Below are 18,075 nucleotides of genomic sequence, written 5' to 3' on the forward strand. Positions count from 1 at the left end.
CGGCATGAGAAATCCTTGTAAATCCCCATGATTCCTGAGAAATCCGGATGTGCATGCACTTATGCTATTGAACGCCTTTCCAAGGGAAAGCCCTAACAACAATGCACTTGCTATGTTTGGAACACTTGTGCACGATAGATGGATAGGCTGCGTGCTCCGCTCATCCGCAGCGCTTGAGGGACCCCCGACACCGGCGGCAACCGGACGGCATCCTTCTTGCACCGGAGACGTCGCACATCCTGCATCGACCATCAACATCGACCTTCAACTCAGAGAGGATCGGCCATGAAAACCCCACTGCATTTCGGCTTCTTTAGCTCGTTCTCACAGCCGGCTTGGCACGCGCCAGACGACCGGCTCTTCGGCGATGACTGGCCGACCGGCGCCTACCACGCCTGGCTCGCGCAACGGGTCGAGGAGGCCACCTTCGACTTCCTGTTCTTCCTGGATACTTCGGCGGTCTCGCGCGTGCTTAACGACAACACCGATATCGACCTGCGCCACGCGCTCACGTCGCCGCACAACGATCCAGTCGCGCTGCTCAGCTATCTGGCTGCCAAGACCAAACGACTGGGCCTGATTGCCACCGCCTCGACCACGCTGTACCCGCCGTTCCTGCTTGCGCGGCTCTACGCCACGATCGACAACCTCAGCCACGGTCGGGCCGGATGGAACATCGTCACCTCCAGCGAGAACGAATCCGCGCAGAACTACGGGATGGACGCATTGCCGCCTACGCAGCAGCGTTACGACATGGCCGACGAGTTCGTCGAAGTCGTCAACAAACTATGGGATTCCTGGGAGCCCGGCGCCATCGTCAAGGACATGGAGAACGGCTGCTATACCGACCCGGCAAAGGTTCACTCCATCGATCACGTCGGCCCGCATTTCAAGGTGCGCGGACCGCTGAACTCGTATCCCTCGCCGCAGCGGCGCCCGGTGTTTGCCCAGGCCGGAGGGTCGCCTCGTGGGCGCGAGTTCGCGGCCCAGCATGCCGAGCTGATCATGTCGGTGACGATCGGCGGCGTCGAAGCGATGAAGGAGTTCAAGGAAGACATCCATGCCCGGATGAAGAAGCACGGGCGGGATCCGCGCGAAGCCCGCATCCTCTACGCACTGCATCCTTACATCACGGAAAACAACGAATCCCTGCGCAAGTCGATCACCGATTCCCAACTCATCCCCGTGCTCGGCAAGCACAGCGCGCACTTGGGCGTGGATCTGCTCTCTTTCGACCTCAACAAGCCCTTCCCCTCCGACGTTGTCGCCAACGGCACGACGAGCATGCTGGAAATGCTCAAGGAAAAAGGTCGCAGAGGCATCACGTTGCGCGAGGCGATCATCGACTTCAACTGGGGCGACGATGAAATCGGCGCAGTCGGCACTGCGCAGTCGGTGGCCCGCAACCTGGTCGAGGTCATGGAAGAAGTCGGCGGCGACGGCTACATCATCATGGCGACGCAGGACGCGAACCGGGCCTATCTCGACGGCATCTTCGACGGGCTCGTCCCGGAGCTCAAACGCCTCGGCGCGATGCGGACCTCGTACACGGACGGCACCCTGCGCGACAACCTTTTCGCCTTCTAAACCCCTTTGCGCGCGCAGGCAACATTGGTCTCGCGCACCTACGACTCAGGACGCAAACACCCATGACTATTGCATCTCCTTCCAACGTCACGGCTGACGTCGCCATCGTCGGTGGCGGCTTCGCCGGCCTCGCGGCCGCGCGTGACCTCACCCGCGCTGGCCTGAGCGTCAAACTGTTCGAAGGCCGCGACCGGCTGGGAGGCCGGACCTGGTATCGCGACAGCTCGCTCGGACGCCCGCTGGAATTCGGCGGCGGCTTCGTCCACTGGACCCAGCCGCACGTGTGGGCGGATCTCGTCGCCTACGGCTTGGAGCTCGAACCCGTCGATCCGGTCGACACCGTCTACTGGATCGGCGACAGCGGCGTGAAAAAGACGCCTATCGACCAATACAGGGCATTTGTCGGCCAGGGCCAGGCGGCGCTGGCTGCCGGCGCCCTGAAAGCCTTTCCTCAGCCGCATGAACCATTTCCGTTGACGCACGAGGCGATCAAAGCGGATCAGGTGTCTGTAGCCGATCGCATCGCCCAGCTCGGCCTGCCAGAGGAGCTTGCGCAGATCCTGCGCGGCCACTGGACACTGTCCTTCAGCGGATCGACCGCCGACGGTGCCTGGTCGCAGATTCTCCGCCATACCGCACTGGCCGGCGGCGTCTGGCAGATGCGCGCAGAGTCTGCGTCGACCTATATCATTCGCGGTGGCACAACACAATTCGTCGATGCATTCGCCGCCGACACCGACGCCGAGATCCACCTCTCCACGACGGTACGAGCCATCCGCAGCACGGGGGAAAGCGCCTCGATCGAGACCGAGAACGGCGACACCTTCCACGCACGCCATGTGATCGTGACCGTCCCGCTGAACGTGCTGGGTGCGATCGAGTTCGAACCCGCCCTGTCCGATGTGAAACAGGCCGCTGCACAGCAAGGGCAGGTCTCGACGGGCTTCAAGGTATGGATGCGCGCGAAAGGCAAGGTGGACCGCTTCATCGCCTTTGCGCCGGACAGCTATCCGCTGACCATGATGGGCTACGAATATGAACTGGACGGCGATACCATCCTGCTCGGCTTCGGCCCGCGCACGAATGATCTAGACCTCACGGACGTACGTGCCGTGGAAGCGGCGGTACGGCAATGGCGACCGGACATCGAACTGGTCGGGGTTGACGCCCACGACTGGAGCGCCGACCCGCTCGCCGGCGAGACCTGGGCGATGCTGCGCACCGGTCAGCTTTCCGGCCAGATCGAGGAACTCATCCGACCCGAAGGCCCAGTGCGCATTGCCGGCAGCGATTACGCGCTGGGCTGGAGCGGCCACATCGATGGCGCTATCGAGAGCGGCCGGCGCGCCGCCCGCGAGATCATTCGTGAACAGGGTCGTTGACGACGACCCGCGACTGCGCTGAACAGGTGTTCGCGAGCCGATTGCCCAACCTCGGCTCGACCGCAGCACGTCTTCGCGGCCCCATCCCGGAAGCGCCCCGGTCAGACGCCCGGGGGGCGAGAACTTTCACCGACCGCGCCTTTCAGGCCGAAAGGTGTTTGCTGATGGCGCCGACCTGCTCCTTGAAGAGCAGCGCCATCAGCAGTCGCTGCGCGCCACTCACCTGCCGTTCGGTCACCTCGGCATGCGAGGGACCGAAGATCACCCGCTGGTACATCAATCCGTCTCCGATTGCCAGCACCGCGTCGATCAACTCGTCATCCACAGACAGCCCGGCTGCCTCGAGAGAAACCCGGACCCGGTTGCGGTAGCTCGTCTGGTGCCGCTGCACGATTTCCAGCAACTCGGGGGTGTGACGCGCGAACACGTACACCTCAGTCAGGAATGCCGGAATCTCGGGCCGCTCGTGCATCATCTGGATCATGTGGCCCAGCAGTTCGTCGCCCTGCCGCTTGGGCCGCGCCAGATACGACTTGGAAACATCCAGGCAGCTCTCCAAGGCGGCCTCCAACACCCCGATCAAATGCGGAAAATGATGGCGCAGGCTGCCCTGGCTCACGCCCGCCTCCGCGGTCAGTGACCTATACGTCAATCGCGGCATGCCTTCACGTGCGACCAGCTTGATCGCCGCGTTCACCAGCGCCTGCCGACCCTCGCCGTATGGCAGACGGCGAGAACCCATGTCATCGTCCACGTTCAGACATCCATCGTTATGAACACCCAATTCCGTCCTCTCAATTCATGCGAGCGCAACGTATCCAAACGTGGCGCGGTGGCTCCGACGGAGCCAGATCTCGAATCCGAAAAACCGGTGGGAGCATAGCGCATTCGCCATGCTTCGCGTCGCAAAGAGCCGTTTCACGGAATGGCGGTCCTTGGCAGCATGGCACAACGCTATCCAGGTCGCGTAGCTGGCGGCTTGGTAGCGGATGCGCCGAAGCGGAGCCCACGTGCTCAGCCATGAGCGGCGCCCAGTGCATCGCAGTATGCAGACAACCAGCACCCCCCACAGCTCCTGGGGCACCAATCCGGGTGCTTGGCGCACAAAACGACCTCCCGGCGCTGGCCATGGATCTGGCCTCATGCCTGCGCAGGCGGGCGCCAAGAGCGAGCCGCGCAGCATTCATCCGGCGACGTTAACCTCAATCCAGCGCACCTGTCAATGGCTGGGCTGACCGGTGCACAATTGCCGCCGCCAGGCCCAGGCGCCTAGCGGCCAGCACCAGCATCCATTGGACCTTGACGCACGATCGCGCGGACACCCGATCCGGGCCTCCGCGCGATCATCGCGACAAACTGGTTCAACGCATTCAGCCGGTTGCCGCCGGCCTAGTCCGCCGCAGCCCTCACGATTGCAGCCGTGCGCGACCCCGGGTGCCCAGGACTTCAATCACACTGATCACAAGGGCCGCGCCTGCAAGCAGCGCGCAGAGCAGCACCGAACTCGTCCCGGTGCGGAGCATGGTCTCCGGCCCGAAGTCCTGCGGTCCGCCCGGCCCCGGCTGGGAGATCAGCAGGATCACGATCGCAGAGCCGAGTGCTGCGCCGATGCGCTGTACGGTAACCAGCATGCCCACCGCGCTGCCGGCGTTGCGACCCGCGACCGTCAAGAGCGTCGACGCCATGTTCAGGCTGAAGAAGACACCACTGCCGAAGCCGGCGACAGACAATGGCACGATGAGCACGGCCGGGCTGACATGGGGATCGGCCCGCAGGATGAGGTAGCTGACCAGGTAGCCGCACGACAGCATCAAGAGCGATGCGGGGATGACCCAGCGCTTGAGCATGTGGGCCAATCGATCGCCGACAAGAGGCCCGATGGAGCTACCGAGCGAGAAAGGCAGAATCACGAGTGCCGCCGCGAGGGCACCCTCGCCCCTGCCGCTTTGCCATATGACCGCGAAGGCAATGTAGATCGAGCCGGTGAAGCTCGCGAACGTCAGGAACGCCGAAGCCAGACCGAATGAAAACGTCGTCTCCTTGAACAAGCTCAACGGCAGCAGCGGGAACGCGTTGGCCCGCTCGAGGCGGCCCTCCCAGAAAATGAAGACGATCAGCAGCAGCACGGCAGCGATCGCGCTGATCGACGCCCACCAGGCCACTTGGCCGTTGCTGATCTGGATCAGGGGTACGAAGAATCCGACGACCGCCAGCGACATGAGGATGGATCCGAGCAAGTCGAATCGGCCTAGACCTTCTGCCGTACTACTCTTGCCAGGCAAGGTGGGAACACCCAGCAGGATGGCGAGGACGCCCAGCGACAAGCCGTATGCCAAGGCCCAGCGCCAGCCATTCTCCATGCCGACCGTCTCGATGATCCAGCCGCCGATGATGGGGCCAAAAAGTGCTGCGAATGCCACGACGAAAGCGTAGAAACCGAATGCCCGTGCGCGCTCGGCACCGTGGAACATGACCTGGATGAGCGCGGCAATCGACGGAATCATCAATCCGCCGGCAACGCCGTGGAGCAGACGGAACACCACCAGATGGCGCTCGTCCGAGGCCAGGGAAACGCCGATTCCGGTGAGCACGTAAAGCAAGGTGCCCAGAAGGAACATCCACTTGTGGCCGTAGCGGTCGCCCAGCCTGCCTCCCGGCACCAGGGAGAGCGCGTAGGCGAGCGCATAGCCGGCGAGGACCCAGGACGACGCGGCCTCGGACAGGCCGAGCCCCTTGCGGATCGACGGCAGCGCAATGTTGGCGCACGTGAGGTCGAAAAAGGACATGGCAAGCGTCAGGAAAAGGACCGCAAGCGCGATCCATCGAGCGGCGGATGATTGTCCGACCGCAGTATTGCCAAGAGTTGTACTGGACATTGGGGGCACCCTGGGGAGGAGTTGCGAACCGTCTCTGGACTGGCCTCGCAACAAGGATTTACACGGGTATTTGAAAAATACGGCTAGAACGAATAGGTTACTGACGCGACGAAACGAGGTTTGTTTCTCCACCCGACATTCGGGCCACCAACAGTGGAGGCGCCTGTATACACCAAGCCCAATGTCATGTCATTCCGCCACTTGTAATCGACCCCGACCAAAAAATAGTATTTGTCCTTTAAGCCCTGATCTTTTAGCCCATCCGGCAAGAACAAGCGGCCGACCTCGCCCTTCAACACAACTCGCTCGGTCAGATTTTTCCATCCCTCCAGCGCCAAAGCCTGCCGGCCCCGGCCATCAGGGAGCCCGACGTAATATTTACTGATTACGCCGGTCCATTTAATGGAGAAATTTTGAAGATAATATATTGCGTACAACGATGTGGTGTTTGCGTACGCCGCGCCCGGGTAGAAGTTATAGCCGACACTGATGTCGTAAACACCGGGCCCCAGCTTTGAGCGATACCCCAGGTATGCCGTCGAATCTATCCGGTTATTGTCCACCATCTTGATGGTGGAGGACCAATTCCCTACGTAAATTCCGTTGTCAAACCCATAAAACAGACTTGCCTGCAGGGTCGGGAAAATCGCCCTGTCTTCATAGAAATCCTGGTCCGCACCCGCCCATTTATAATGACTCAGGATCGCGATACTACCGTGAAGATCCCCCGCAACAGCCTGTCCTGCACTGCCTGCTGCTGCCGTCAGCACTGCCGCGGACAGCCAGCACGAACGTGGCTTCAGATATTTTCTTGCGGGCCTTGTCATGCTGAAAACACTCCTCATATCAACCTCATCATCTTGTGTGGAAGACAAAGAACTCCCCGGCCATCGCTCGAATGGACTGCTCAGGGAGTAACCTGGTGGTGGTGGTGTTGTAGTGAATGAACTTCTTGTGACTAGTCTCTGGATACTCGCTGGTCAAACCACAGCTGGAGGCCGTGTGGCCGGGTTGCATTCGGCCTCAGGCTCTCCGCGGTTGCTGGCATCCTTGCCGGGCCAGCTGCAGCTCAGTTGTGTAGCGCGTGAGAAGCTGCACCCGGGTGCCCTGACCATGGTATGGCCAGGTATGCGGACATAGCTCCGTCGAGAGCACGCTGGCAACACTTGCTTTTGCTTGCTCTACCGCCAGACACACGGCGGAACATGCGCTAACACGCCAGACCCCGCCCTCGCTCAAACAGGAACTCGTCGGCATCCGCCCGTTGCGGCCCGGACCGCATGTGACTAACCGTGACGCCCGATAGAGCCCGCCCCATAGCCACCACCATGCATGAGTGATTCATCTCTCCTCCTTGTATTATTTTTTTTGGTTCGCCGCCCTTATATAAAGATAAAGGTAACGGCATTACTAGGAATGCACGGCATCCCGTTCACAAGATCTACTGGAACCGGCAGAGCCCATCGCAATGCCAGGTCGTACCGGCCCTTCGCAACCGGACAAGGGGCTTCAGGCTGCCACCTGCTTCAAGTAGGTATCCTTGACCAGGACTTTTCCGTCACGGAAGGTCCATAGATCACACCCGAGCGCATCGATGCCGGCCGAAGGCGACTGCACCCGCCACTCGGTCACAGCACGATCGCCGGACACGAACTCGGCAACAGAGGTCCAGCGCATGTCGGCCAGGCTTTCGAATCGCTTGGCAAAAAATCCACGGATCGCGTCGGCGCCCTCAATTACCTGGCCATTCCCATTCGCGCCAGACGCCGCCACCATGATCGCGTTCTCGGCAAAATGCTGCATCACGCCATCCAGGTCATGGCGATTGAAAGCCGATAGCAGGTCATTCAGCATGTCCGCGGTAAATTCATTCACACTCATCACGCACCTCCCTCTCATCAAAAAAAGCAATCCAAGGTTGGGACAACATCAGTCCTAGCGGCGTACTGTCTGGCACACCGCGTTTCATGACATCGATGACCGTCACTGCGAACGAGGCCGACGTGCGCTGCATCGTCCATTCCGAAGCTGGGTCATGGAACGTCATTTCGTTCATGCCGCGACCTCGCTTCGAGCCGCCGGCTCTGGTGAAAAGCCACGGAATCTCGAGCCATGAAAAATCAGCGGATCCACGCTCTGGATCAACTCATAGTCGACAACCTCCAGAAGCGCGATGACATGGTCTCCTGCGTCGTGTTCGGCATAGGGAATGCAGTTGAGCCAAGCGCACGCCCCATGAATCCGGACGGCGACATCCTCGACGTAGCTCCTGGTGACACCGTTCCAGCGCGCCTGCCTGTCCTTGGAGGCCAGTTGGCGGCACAGTCCCTCCTGCCCCTGCCCAAGAAGCGAGACACCGATACGCCGGGCCTTGCGCAGCGAGGGCCACGTCGTGGAGGCACTCTGCACGGCCACGGAAACCAGCGGCGGATCAAGCGAGATCCCGGGCATGAACGAGGACGCAACCAGAACATGGTCGTCTCCTCCGACTTTCGCGGCAATCGCGGCGACGCCGGCGGGATAGTGGGCAAAGACGCGCTTCAACGCGCCTGGATCGATCTTCGAAACCATCTTTTGTCTCCTACTCAATCACTCTTTGAGTGCATCGTTTTGTTTTTCATGCCGCCGGCGATGCCGGACATTGCGCAAGCCAGGAGACGACGCCCGTGTCGGGCTTCCTGCGCTTGGCGGCCAACCTACTCGCCGCGCCGCGGATGAAGAGTCTTGCCCGCGGCTCGTCAGCGCACCTCGTCGCGATCGAGGAAAATGTCGGCCCGGTACGTCTGCTTCAACGGCACGCCCGGAACCTTGGGGGCTGGCGCGCGGCCGATGATGGGTGTGGGCTCTTCGTACAGCAGGCCCAGGGCCTGCAGCGTGGGGATGTCGTGCACCGTGAACAGTCGCAGCGGCTCGCTGCCGGTGTTGACCACGCGATGCCACGCGTAATTCGGAATGGCGAAGGTGTCGTGCCGGGCGATCTCCAGCGTCTCGTCGCCCACCTCGATCCGGCCTTGGCCCGAGATGACCAGGCCGATACTGCTAGAGGTTCGGCGGTGCTTCGCGCCCTGGAAGCCGGGCTCAAATTGCTGCACCCAGCAGTCCATCGTCGGGAACGTCGGACCGCCGTTGACCGGATTGGCGTAGCGCAGGGCCAAGCCGTCGTACTCATTGCCGACGCGACCGTCCTTGGCATACTGGTCGAGGATCGGCTCGATGTCTTTCCATGCGTAGCGGATGGGCTGGCGCGCCTGGCGCGCCTGCTCGTCCACGGGACGCAGCAGAGTGGCCCGCAGGCCCTGGAAATCCGAGCCGGAGTCACGCTGCGCCTGGCTAGCGCCCCCATACGGCTCGAAGAATGCCTGGTTCAGGCCGAGCGTCAGGCCCAGGTCCAGCGCGTCCCACCAGATCACCTCGTCGTTGGTGGGATTGTGGTGGTCGTGCCAGGATCCGCGTGGGGTGAGTAGCAGGTCATAGGTGTCCATCGGGAGCGGCTCGCCGTCGACGACGGTGAATGCTTCGGGATTGCCCTCCAGGATGAAGCGCAGCGCATTCATCGTGTGCCGGTGCGACCAGCAGACTTCTTGCGCGCGCATGGCCTGGATGCCAGCAGCCAAGGTATGGGTCGAGCCGGGAGGCCCCTGTGTGATTCCGGGGTTGAGGAACACGATGCTGGTACGACCTACGCCGCGCGGGCCGAGGATGCGCGAAGCTTCCACCAGCCGCTCGCGCGTGAGCGACCAGGGCCACACGTAGCCAGTGCCGCGCGGCTGCGGACCCCCGATGGCGTTTTCCAGCAAGGGCTCCATTGTCCACTGACCGATGATGTGTTCGGCCTTGATCTTTGCGTCGTACTCCTTCAGATCGCGAACTGCCGGATCTTCGCTGGAGGCGGATCTGTTTTCGTTGGCTGACATGCGGTCCTCCTAGGGCCGTGAACAGAGCTGAGGGACGGTTTCGACAGGGGCGGCTTGCGCGATGGTGCAAGTGGCGGTGGCGATGCAAGACGCCCGTTGAGCGAGTAGCGCTACTCTGAATCCGAAAACTCCCGCTGCAATTCGGCCCATCGCTTGCCGGTCTCGATACCGCCCGCGCGGTAGTTATCGGGTACGAACATATATGGCGGGCGTACCGGCCCCGGATTGACCAGCCCGGCATGCTGGAAGCGCAGATGCCCGACCGCGATGCTGTAATCCATGAACCCTTCAAGGTCGCCGCCCGCGAACATCGGTCGCTCCGCCCAGCGCACACGATCGCAGAGCCGGCTGGCCAGCGCCCAATCGCGCGCCAGGATAGCCTTCGACACGGCATGGAGTACCGCCGGTGCGCAGGCCGTGGCCCCCGACCAGGCAGCCAGGGCCCGCTCCGGCATCTTCTCAGCCAGCGCCTGCCAGTCACCGGGCAACGGCAGGATGCGGATCTTGTCGCCAATGGCACGCATGTCGGCTTCCAGCGCAGGTCCGCCGGTATGCTTGGCGGCCACAACCTCTGGGATCTTGGCGAGTTCGGCGTAGGCCTGCGATGAGATCTTGCCCTTGAAGGCGACCGGGTTGTCGTAGACGATCAGCGGCACGCCCGGCAGCGCCTCGGCCACGTCACGGTAGAAACGGACGATGCCCTGATCGTCCAAGGCCAGCCACATCGGACGCCCCACGAACAGGCCGTCGGCGCCGCGCTCGACCAGCGCCTTGCCGCGGCGGATGGTGTCACGCGTGTTGAGCGTGGTGATACCGGCGAACACAGGACGCCGTCCGGCTACCGTTTCGACGACACAGGACACGAGATCGTTCAGCTCGGGCTCCGTCAGCGTGGCGCATTCGCCGAAGGTACCGGTCGTGGCAATCATCTCGATGCCCGAGTCCACGACCAGCCGGATCATCTTCTCTGTTTCGGCGAGGTTGACTGTCTGCGTCGAGCGCCAGTTCTCGGCATCGGGCGTCGCGGGCGTGGGAACGATGCCCAGCATGCCGCGAAAGTCGGCGTAGGTGATTTTCATGTGAAACTTCCTTGTTGGCTGTTGTTGAACCATTGGAGAGAGGCGATGCAGCTCAGTAGAGCTTCACGTTGATGTTCTTGTTCTGCGTGAACGCCAGCAGCTCGGACAGGCCTTCTTCACGGCCCAGTCCGCTCTTTTTGTATCCACCAAAATCGGCGCCGGGGAAATGCGCGCTGCCATGGTTGACCCACACGTAGCCTGACTCGATGCGCGCTGCCAGGCGATGGGCGCGTGCAAGGTCGCGCGTCCAGATCGACGCGGTCAGGCCGTACTCCAGGCCATTGACCTGCTCGAGCATGGCATCCTCGTCATCCCAAGGGGTCACCGCGAGCACCGGTCCAAACACCTCCTCGCGGAACAGGCGCATCTGCGGCGTCACGTCGGCGAACACCGTGGGCTCGACAAACCATCCCTTGGCCAGCGCCGGGTCGGGGCTGCGCCGCCCCCCCGTCACCAGGCGTGCACCTTCGGCCCGCGCCGACTCAATCAGATCCAGCACCTTCTCGTAGTGCTGCCGGGACACCAGACTGCCCATCGTCGTGTCGGGATCTGTGGGCAAGCCACAGCGATGGCGCTGAGGGATGCGCCGGGCAAGCTCTTCGATCACCTGCCCATAGACAGACTTATGCACGAAACAACGCGAGGTGGAGCCGCAACTCTGTCCAGCCCAAGTCAGGTTCATCCCATTGATAACGCCGTCGATCGCTCGGTCAAGGTCTGCGTCCTGGCAGATGACGAGCGGATTCTTGCCGCCGAGTTCCAGCGACACCGGCATCACCTTGTCCGCCGCGGCCCGCAGGATCGAGACGCCGGTGGAAGTGGAGCCGATCAGCGTGGCCTTCTTGACGAGCGGGTGGGCCACCAGCGCCTGCCCGCATTCGTGTCCGCCGGTCAGGATGTTGACGACACCCGGAGGAAAACATGCCCACGCGATGTCAGCCAGACGGTAAGCGGACAAGGGGGCTTGATCCGGAGCCTTGAGCACCACTGCGTTGCCAGCGGCGACCGCCGGAGCCAGCTTGGTTACCAGGAACATCGCGGGATGGTTATAGGCGACGATGCGCGCCACCACGCCCAGCGGCTCACGCACCGAGTAGTTGAGATGGGCATCGCCCATCGGCAGCGTCTGTCCCTTGGCTTCATGCGCCAGTCCAGCGAAATAGTCGACCACGCCGGCGGCCACCTGCGCATCGCTGACCATTTCGCGCACAGGATTGCCGCCATTGATGGCATCCAGCCAGCCCAGTTCGCTGGCCGCCTCGCGCACGCCTTGTGCAAAGGCACGCAAGGCCCTGGCCCTCTCGGCAGGCTTGGTACGCCGCCACTCGAGGAACCCCTCCTGTGCCGACTGCACCGCCGCGTCAACGTCATCGGCATTGGCATGCGCGGCAGGCCCGAGGTCATCCTGCGTCGCTGGATTGAGCGTTCGCTGATAGCCGCCGAGCGGCTCGTGGAATCGCCCGCCGTAGAACAGTTTGCGGGAGTCCGGCAACGCCGGAGGGATGGCAGCAATATGCGTCATGTTTTCAACCTAGAGATACCTTGATGAGCCTGCGGCATGGACCGTCTGGTGCGGCCCCAGGAGGCGCACCAGACCTCAACCATTGCCTGACGGGTTGAATTAAACGACTCAAATACTTAGGTTTCTATAGGTGTTTTCTACTAGCGATGAAGAGTTCACGTAAATTCAGCGAGTGGATAGAATTGGTTCCTAACCTTATTGGAGTGCTCGATGCAAGGAGCCGTCATAGACGCAGTGGCACAGGCTGACCCCTTGGCGCAGATGCCGATGCCGAACTGCGATACGACCGAGCGGCCCCATGGCATCAACACTCTTCGCCGGAATCCGCATGCAAACAGACTTGATGACCAGCCGCTCCAAAGACACCGATAAGCGCCTGGAAGACGACGTCTCTACCCAGAGCCTCGACGAATCCATCGGCTTCCTTCTGAATGAGGCGGCCCGCCTGAGCCGGCGCCTGCTATACGGCCGCCTGGCGGCCCGAGGCATCCGCGGGGGTAGCTGGCACCTGTTGCGCGTGCTGTGGGACGGCGACGGCTTGACGCAGCGCGAGCTGGCCGAACGGCTGGCCATGACTCAGCCGTCGACGCTGCAAATGCTGCGCACCATGGAGCGCGATGACCTGATCCGTTTCGAGCGTGACATCCTCGACAGGCGGAAGACGCGTGTCTACCTGACCACCCGCGCATGGGACCTGAAAGTGCCGTTGCTGCACATGGCCGACGAGGCGACCCGGGTGATGGCGCAACGCCTATCGCCAGCAGAGGAAGTGGCGCTCAGGATGCTTCTGCGTGGCATACGCGACACCGCATCCGCAGTCTTGGATAGCGAGTCGCCGGACGAGGTGGCGGCCCCCGCCCTCTCGCCCGGCCGGAAGCAGAAAGCCATGGCGACTACCGACGAGCCCCCCAGGCATCTGCAAAGCCCGCAAGCCGGCTTCGAGTTTCAAAAAAAATAAGGCAACGTGAATCTGGTCATGAGCGCACAAGCACTCTTCGACAACTAGACATGCACCAACACAACACCGCTACAGAGTCCAAGCCTACCCGCACGAAATCATGAATGCAGCTCACGATCACGCCTTTCCGCACGCTCAAGCCGAAACATGTATCTCCTCTGTCGAGGAGATCGTTGCGGAGATTCATCTGGGCCGCATGGTTATCCTGGTCGATGAAGAAGACCGCGAGAACGAAGGCGACCTCATCATTGCAGCGGATCACATCACACCTGAAGTCATTAACTTCATGGCGCGCTACGCGCGTGGCCTGATCTGTCTGACACTCTCGCGCGAGATGTGTGAGCGGCTTCGTCTGCCCCCAATGACTCAGCGTAACGGCGCCAAACATGGCACAGCATTCACGGTATCGATCGAAGCAGCAGAGGGCGTCACGACCGGGATTTCAGCAGCTGACCGCGCGAGAACCGTTCAGGCTGCAGTCGCCAGAGGTGCCCGGGCCGAGCACTTGGTTCAACCCGGTCATATCTTTCCTCTTCAGGCCGTCGATGGCGGGGTCCTTATTCGCGCGGGTCACACAGAAGCAGGCTGTGACCTGGCCCGCTTGGCTGGCTGTAGCCCGGCCTCTGTGATTTGCGAGGTGATGAACGAAGACGGATCCATGGCGCGATTGCCCGATCTGCGACTATTCGCGGCGCAGCATGGGTTGAAGATTGGCACTATTTCGGACCTCATCGAATATCGCAGCCGCCGCGAATCGATGATTGAGCGCATGAGCACCCGCACGCTGGACACGCATTGGGGTCATTTCGTTGCGCATGCCTATCAGGACCGTCCTGGTCAAAACGTGCATCTTGCGCTGGTTCACGGGCAATGGGCTGAAGACGATCTGGTACCGGTCCGCGTGCACGAACCGCTGTCTGTCCTTGATGTACTGGAAATTAACCGAACCGAACACTCGTGGAGTCTGGATTCAAGCTTGGCTCACATTGTGCAGGAGGGCCACGGCGTTGCCGTATTGCTCAACTGCGGAGAAAGCACCGAACAACTGCTTGCTCAGGTCGCTAGAGCGGCACATGCCGCGCATGCTCCCATCCGGAGCCCTATGGACTTGCGAACCTACGGCACGGGAGCACAGATCTTGCGCGAATGTGGAGTGCGCCGGATGAAGCTATTGGGGACACCACGCCGCATGCCCAGCATGGCGGGTTACGGGCTTGAGATCGCCAGCTACGTCGAGCCTCAAGCCATCTGAAATGCATCACGATCGATACTATTCTCCATAGCGGCCATCTTATGCCTGAAAATATAAATCCATCTCCACCCACCGCATTTCCAGCGAATAACGACGGCCCTGACAAAATTCTTTTCTCATTGCCGTCTTCCTTGTTGCGGGGGCGTGAAGCAGTGTTGAGTCGCCTTCGCACAACCCTGCGTGAGCACGACATCACGGAGCAGCAATGGCGCATACTCACAGCGCTCTCTTCAGCCATTTCCTCAATCAGGCCTAGCGAGCTTTCCCAGCTGACCTCATTAAGCATGCCCAACCTCTCGCGACGACTAAAGACGCTGGAATCTCGGCTTTTGATAGAGCGCGCAGCGGATGAAAGAGATCTTCGTGCAACACAAATCAATATTACGCCTATGGGGCAATCGCTAGTGGAGAAAATCACTCCCCACTGGAAGGAAAACTATAAAAATATAGAATTATCGCTCGGCAAGGAAGATGCTCATGTACTTTATAACTTGCTCGAGGATCTCGCAAAGAAACTGGGCTCGCCGACTGCCAGTGAAACCGATTAGCATATTTACCCGGCTCCGCAGCTATCCGGCCGCGAAGGCCCGGATTGCCGACCCGGGCGGGGTCCGGCAAGTCTTCGTGAAAGCCGGTACAGCTGCGTGACACGAGTGCGGCGATGCCGGAGGCGCGCAGCGTCCACGCGGTCCTCCGCGAGGTCGAGGCCCGCGCGGGCAGGATCGCCGTCCGACTGGTAGGAGACGATGCGGAACCTCGGGGGGCCAGCCGATGCGGTCATGAAGTCGCCTACGCTCAGCTTTCCTGGACGAACCCGGAGGTCTTGACGATCTCTCCCCAGCGTTCCGAGTCGGCCCGGGCAAGTTGATCCAGTTCCTGCGGCGAGGAGGCGACGGCCTCGAAACCCTGCTTCGCAATCGCCTCGGCGAAAGCGGGCGTCTTGACGGCTGACTGAACCAGAGTGACCAGGTGATCAAGCACCTTCGCGTCGGGCTTGCCGCCAATATAGATGCCATGCCATTCGCGCATCCCGAGTCCGCGCACACCCTGCTCCTCGAAGGTGGGCACGGACGGGAAGAAGCGGGAGCGCCCGACACCCGTGCTGGCGAGGACACGCAGCCTGCCATTGGTGGCTTGCGCCATCAGCGCGGGTAGCGAGCCGGCGCCCGCTGCAATTTGCCCCCCCAGGATGTCGACGATCATGGGGCCAGCGCCCCGGTAGGGGACATGCACCATGTTCAGTCTCTGGCTTCGGCTGTAAGCGTGGGCCATGAAGTGCAGCCCCGAGCCGGTGGCCGGCGAGCCGTAGGCCACGACCTGGCGCTGCTGGCGGACCCAGGCCGTGAAATCAGGCAAGGTTTTCACTGACTCCGGCACCGCCGGCCCGACCGCCAGCCCGAGTTCGTAGCGGCACACCAGGCTGACGGGCTGCAGATCCTTGAAAGGCGAAAAACCGAGCTTGCGGAAAGTGTGCGGATTCACCGTCAGGACGCCGCTGGGATTCGAGATCAGCGTCGTGCCGTCAGGCGCCGCAGCCAGCGCAGCGCTCACTGCGATGTTGCCGGAGGCTCCCGTGCGGTTATCGACAATGATCGCGCCGGCGAGCTTGCCGGTCAGTTCGTTGGCAAGACGCCGGGCCACGAGATCGACGCCCGACCCCGGCGTGAAGCCGACAATGATGCGTGCGTTCGCGGGGAGCACCTGGGCCGATGCGTGCTTCGCCAGCAAGCCCGCCATAAAGGCCAGCATCAGTTCGCGACGGGTGATATGCGCCATGTTGTACTCCTATGTGACGGTCCTGTTGACGCAAGACGTGGGATGGTATCTTCAGGTTTCGGCGGTGAAGCCCAGCTCCCGGGCGACTCTTCCCCACTGCCGCCGGGATTCCTGTTGAACCAGTTCGGGCAGATGGCGCGGACTAATGCATCCCGTCTCCAACGCGTTGTCCTTGAGCGCCCCGACCAAGGTCTTCTGACCAGCCATCGACCCCTTGGATTGGACCTCAATTTTAATTCGGTTCCTATAAGTGTTTTCTCGAGGTATAAGACTGCTACTCCCGGACAGCCCTGTGGAATAAAATTGGCTCCCAATCGACAGCGCTTGCCCGCGAGCGCAGCGCTAATATTTCTGAAGAGCACACCGCTGGAATGAGCCGATGACCCGCAACCCACGAACGCCTCCCAAGCACGCGGAGGAAGACGTCCCGACCCAGAGCCTGGATGAGTCGATCGGATTCCTGTTGAACGAAACGTCCCGACTGAGCCGGCGATTGCTCTACGGCCGCCTGGCAAGCCGAGGCATCCGGGGCGGTAGCTGGTATGTGCTTCGCGTGCTGTGGGAAGGCGATGGCGTGACCCAGCGCGAACTGGCCGATCGTCTGGGCATGACGCAGCCGTCGACGCTGGAAATGCTACGGTCCATGGAGCGCGATGATCTGATCAGGTTCGAACGTGATTCGCTCGACAAGCGAAAGACGCGCGTCTACCTGACCACTCGGGCACGGGACCTGAAAGTACCGCTCCTGCATCTGGCCGAAGAAGCCACCCAGGTCGTCGTGCAACGGCTGTCCCAGCCCGAGCAAGTGGCCCTCAGAATACTGTTGCGGAACGTACGCGACACCACGGCGGAAGCGCTCGGCCACGAATCCCTGGATAACAGTGGGGCCCCGGCACCTGCGCTCGATCTACGGCGCGAAACTGCGGCGGCTGAGGGCAACACGGCACAGGCACCCGGTCCAGGCAAGGGAAAGGGACGCCAACGAACGGCCCCCTGACACACGGGTGGCCGCCGCACATGCACCCGCCCTCGGAGCGAAATCCGGTCCCCAAGGACCTCGACCGCACCAGCCTGCCAGCGTAACTGCACCACATCCCACCTGCCCTGTTCAGAGCAGGCCACAAGTGCGTTGACCCTGTCCACCGCTTTGCGGCGGTATGGCCATCAAGCCCAGACCTGCTGCCAAAGCAGAACGATCAGCGCTCGGAATCCCCAAGCTCGCGGCGAAGCGGCGCCCGGCTCTTCTCGTTGTTCAATCGGACAAATTTTGAGAGGAGCGCAAGAAACGTGGCCTGCTCCTCTTTCGTCAGCGGCTCGAGCAGCCGGTGACGCAATTCGTGCACGGACGGCACAAGCTCTTCCAAAAGCTCCGCGCCGGCACGAGTGAGTCGCAGTAGGCGATAGCGCTTGTTTTCCGGCGGCACGAAGCGCTCGATCAGTCCTCGCTCTTCCAAGCGGACAGCAAGCGAGGCGGTCGTTGAGTTATCTAGAGCACACAGCTTCGCCAATGTCACCTGATCGATATCGGGATGATCCTGGAGGATGCGCAAGGCACCATATTGGATCGCCGTTACCTCTTGCCCTATCACGGCATGGAACATCGAGACGGAGATCTGATGGGCACGACGGATCAGATGGCCGGGCTGGTCATAGAGGTCCGTCGACAACTCCTCTTCGGGTCCGCCCGGTTTTGTGGTGCGACTGGATGATGCGGTCTGGCGACTCATGT

General features: G+C 61.7%; 17 protein-coding genes. 6 read left to right on the forward strand and 11 right to left on the reverse strand.

Going from position 1 to position 18,075, the window contains the following annotated elements; all coding sequences use genetic code 11:
• Nucleotides 1-285 precede the first annotated feature (285 nt).
• Complete coding sequence (locus AC3FOF_RS16445) at nucleotides 286-1,587, forward strand: NtaA/DmoA family FMN-dependent monooxygenase (protein WP_488727146.1); 1,302 nt, start codon at nucleotides 286-288, stop codon at nucleotides 1,585-1,587.
• 62 nt (nucleotides 1,588-1,649) lie between these two features.
• Entirely contained in the window at nucleotides 1,650-2,969 is a 1,320-nt protein-coding gene (locus tag AC3FOF_RS16450) for a flavin monoamine oxidase family protein (protein WP_488727147.1), read from the forward strand.
• A gap of 142 nt (nucleotides 2,970-3,111) precedes the next feature.
• Here AC3FOF_RS16450 and AC3FOF_RS16455 read toward each other — a convergent pair whose 3' ends face one another.
• The 9 genes from AC3FOF_RS16455 to AC3FOF_RS16495 all read right to left on the reverse strand — a co-directional run bounded on the left by AC3FOF_RS16455 (nucleotide 3,112) and on the right by AC3FOF_RS16495 (nucleotide 12,360).
• Nucleotides 3,112-3,723, reverse strand: a complete 612-nt coding sequence (locus AC3FOF_RS16455) for a TetR/AcrR family transcriptional regulator (RefSeq protein WP_017225172.1) — start codon at nucleotides 3,721-3,723, stop codon at nucleotides 3,112-3,114.
• Nucleotides 3,724-4,375: 652 nt separating this feature from the next.
• On the reverse strand, nucleotides 4,376-5,845 hold the full coding sequence (locus tag AC3FOF_RS16460) for an MFS transporter (protein ID WP_488727148.1): 1,470 nt from the start codon (nucleotides 5,843-5,845) through the stop codon (nucleotides 4,376-4,378).
• 83 nt (nucleotides 5,846-5,928) lie between these two features.
• Nucleotides 5,929-6,672, reverse strand: a complete 744-nt coding sequence (locus tag AC3FOF_RS16465; protein WP_488727149.1) for a TorF family putative porin — start codon at nucleotides 6,670-6,672, stop codon at nucleotides 5,929-5,931.
• Between the two features lie 682 nt (nucleotides 6,673-7,354).
• On the reverse strand, nucleotides 7,355-7,726 hold the full coding sequence (locus AC3FOF_RS16470) for a nuclear transport factor 2 family protein (protein WP_017225177.1): 372 nt from the start codon (nucleotides 7,724-7,726) through the stop codon (nucleotides 7,355-7,357).
• A complete protein-coding gene (locus AC3FOF_RS16475; RefSeq protein ID WP_488727150.1) occupies nucleotides 7,713-7,901 on the reverse strand; it encodes a hypothetical protein in 189 nt (62 codons plus the stop codon). Before AC3FOF_RS16475 ends, AC3FOF_RS16470 begins: the two co-directional genes overlap by 14 nt.
• Nucleotides 7,898-8,416, reverse strand: coding sequence for a flavin reductase family protein (locus AC3FOF_RS16480; protein ID WP_488727151.1), 519 nt, complete (start codon nucleotides 8,414-8,416; stop codon nucleotides 7,898-7,900). Before AC3FOF_RS16480 ends, AC3FOF_RS16475 begins: the two co-directional genes overlap by 4 nt.
• A gap of 167 nt (nucleotides 8,417-8,583) precedes the next feature.
• Nucleotides 8,584-9,759 (reverse strand): cupin domain-containing protein, encoded by a 1,176-nt coding sequence (locus tag AC3FOF_RS16485; protein WP_017225179.1) that lies wholly within the window; start codon nucleotides 9,757-9,759, stop codon nucleotides 8,584-8,586.
• A 110-nt stretch (nucleotides 9,760-9,869) separates the two neighbouring features.
• Entirely contained in the window at nucleotides 9,870-10,838 is a 969-nt protein-coding gene (locus tag AC3FOF_RS16490) for a dihydrodipicolinate synthase family protein (RefSeq protein WP_017225180.1), read from the reverse strand.
• Between the two features lie 52 nt (nucleotides 10,839-10,890).
• Nucleotides 10,891-12,360: an aldehyde dehydrogenase family protein gene (locus AC3FOF_RS16495; protein ID WP_017225181.1), complete on the reverse strand. Its 1,470-nt coding sequence runs from the start codon at nucleotides 12,358-12,360 to the stop codon at nucleotides 10,891-10,893.
• A 298-nt stretch (nucleotides 12,361-12,658) separates the two neighbouring features.
• Here AC3FOF_RS16495 and AC3FOF_RS16500 point away from each other — a divergent pair, with 298 nt between their 5' ends.
• The 3 genes from AC3FOF_RS16500 (at nucleotide 12,659) to AC3FOF_RS16510 (ending at nucleotide 15,118) form a co-directional block, all read left to right on the forward strand.
• Nucleotides 12,659-13,318: a MarR family winged helix-turn-helix transcriptional regulator gene (locus AC3FOF_RS16500; protein ID WP_488727152.1), complete on the forward strand. Its 660-nt coding sequence runs from the start codon at nucleotides 12,659-12,661 to the stop codon at nucleotides 13,316-13,318.
• Nucleotides 13,319-13,418: 100 nt separating this feature from the next.
• Nucleotides 13,419-14,570 (forward strand): bifunctional 3,4-dihydroxy-2-butanone-4-phosphate synthase/GTP cyclohydrolase II, encoded by a 1,152-nt coding sequence (gene ribBA, locus AC3FOF_RS16505; protein WP_035807718.1) that lies wholly within the window; start codon nucleotides 13,419-13,421, stop codon nucleotides 14,568-14,570.
• A gap of 41 nt (nucleotides 14,571-14,611) precedes the next feature.
• The gene (locus tag AC3FOF_RS16510) at nucleotides 14,612-15,118 is read left to right on the forward strand and encodes a MarR family transcriptional regulator (RefSeq protein ID WP_488727153.1); all 507 of its coding nucleotides are present in this window, start codon (nucleotides 14,612-14,614) and stop codon (nucleotides 15,116-15,118) included.
• Between the two features lie 247 nt (nucleotides 15,119-15,365).
• On the opposite strand, the gene AC3FOF_RS16515 is transcribed toward AC3FOF_RS16510, so the two are convergent.
• Complete coding sequence (locus tag AC3FOF_RS16515) at nucleotides 15,366-16,346, reverse strand: tripartite tricarboxylate transporter substrate-binding protein (RefSeq protein WP_017225185.1); 981 nt, start codon at nucleotides 16,344-16,346, stop codon at nucleotides 15,366-15,368.
• 379 nt (nucleotides 16,347-16,725) lie between these two features.
• Here AC3FOF_RS16515 and AC3FOF_RS16520 point away from each other — a divergent pair, with 379 nt between their 5' ends.
• Complete coding sequence (locus AC3FOF_RS16520) at nucleotides 16,726-17,343, forward strand: MarR family transcriptional regulator (protein ID WP_017225187.1); 618 nt, start codon at nucleotides 16,726-16,728, stop codon at nucleotides 17,341-17,343.
• Nucleotides 17,344-17,542: 199 nt separating this feature from the next.
• Here the strand turns inward: AC3FOF_RS16520 and AC3FOF_RS16525 are convergent, their stop codons facing one another.
• Complete coding sequence (locus AC3FOF_RS16525) at nucleotides 17,543-18,073, reverse strand: MarR family winged helix-turn-helix transcriptional regulator (RefSeq protein ID WP_488727154.1); 531 nt, start codon at nucleotides 18,071-18,073, stop codon at nucleotides 17,543-17,545.
• Between the last annotated feature and the right edge of the window lie 2 nt (nucleotides 18,074-18,075).

Source organism: Cupriavidus sp. 96C5-1 (assembly GCF_057798855.1).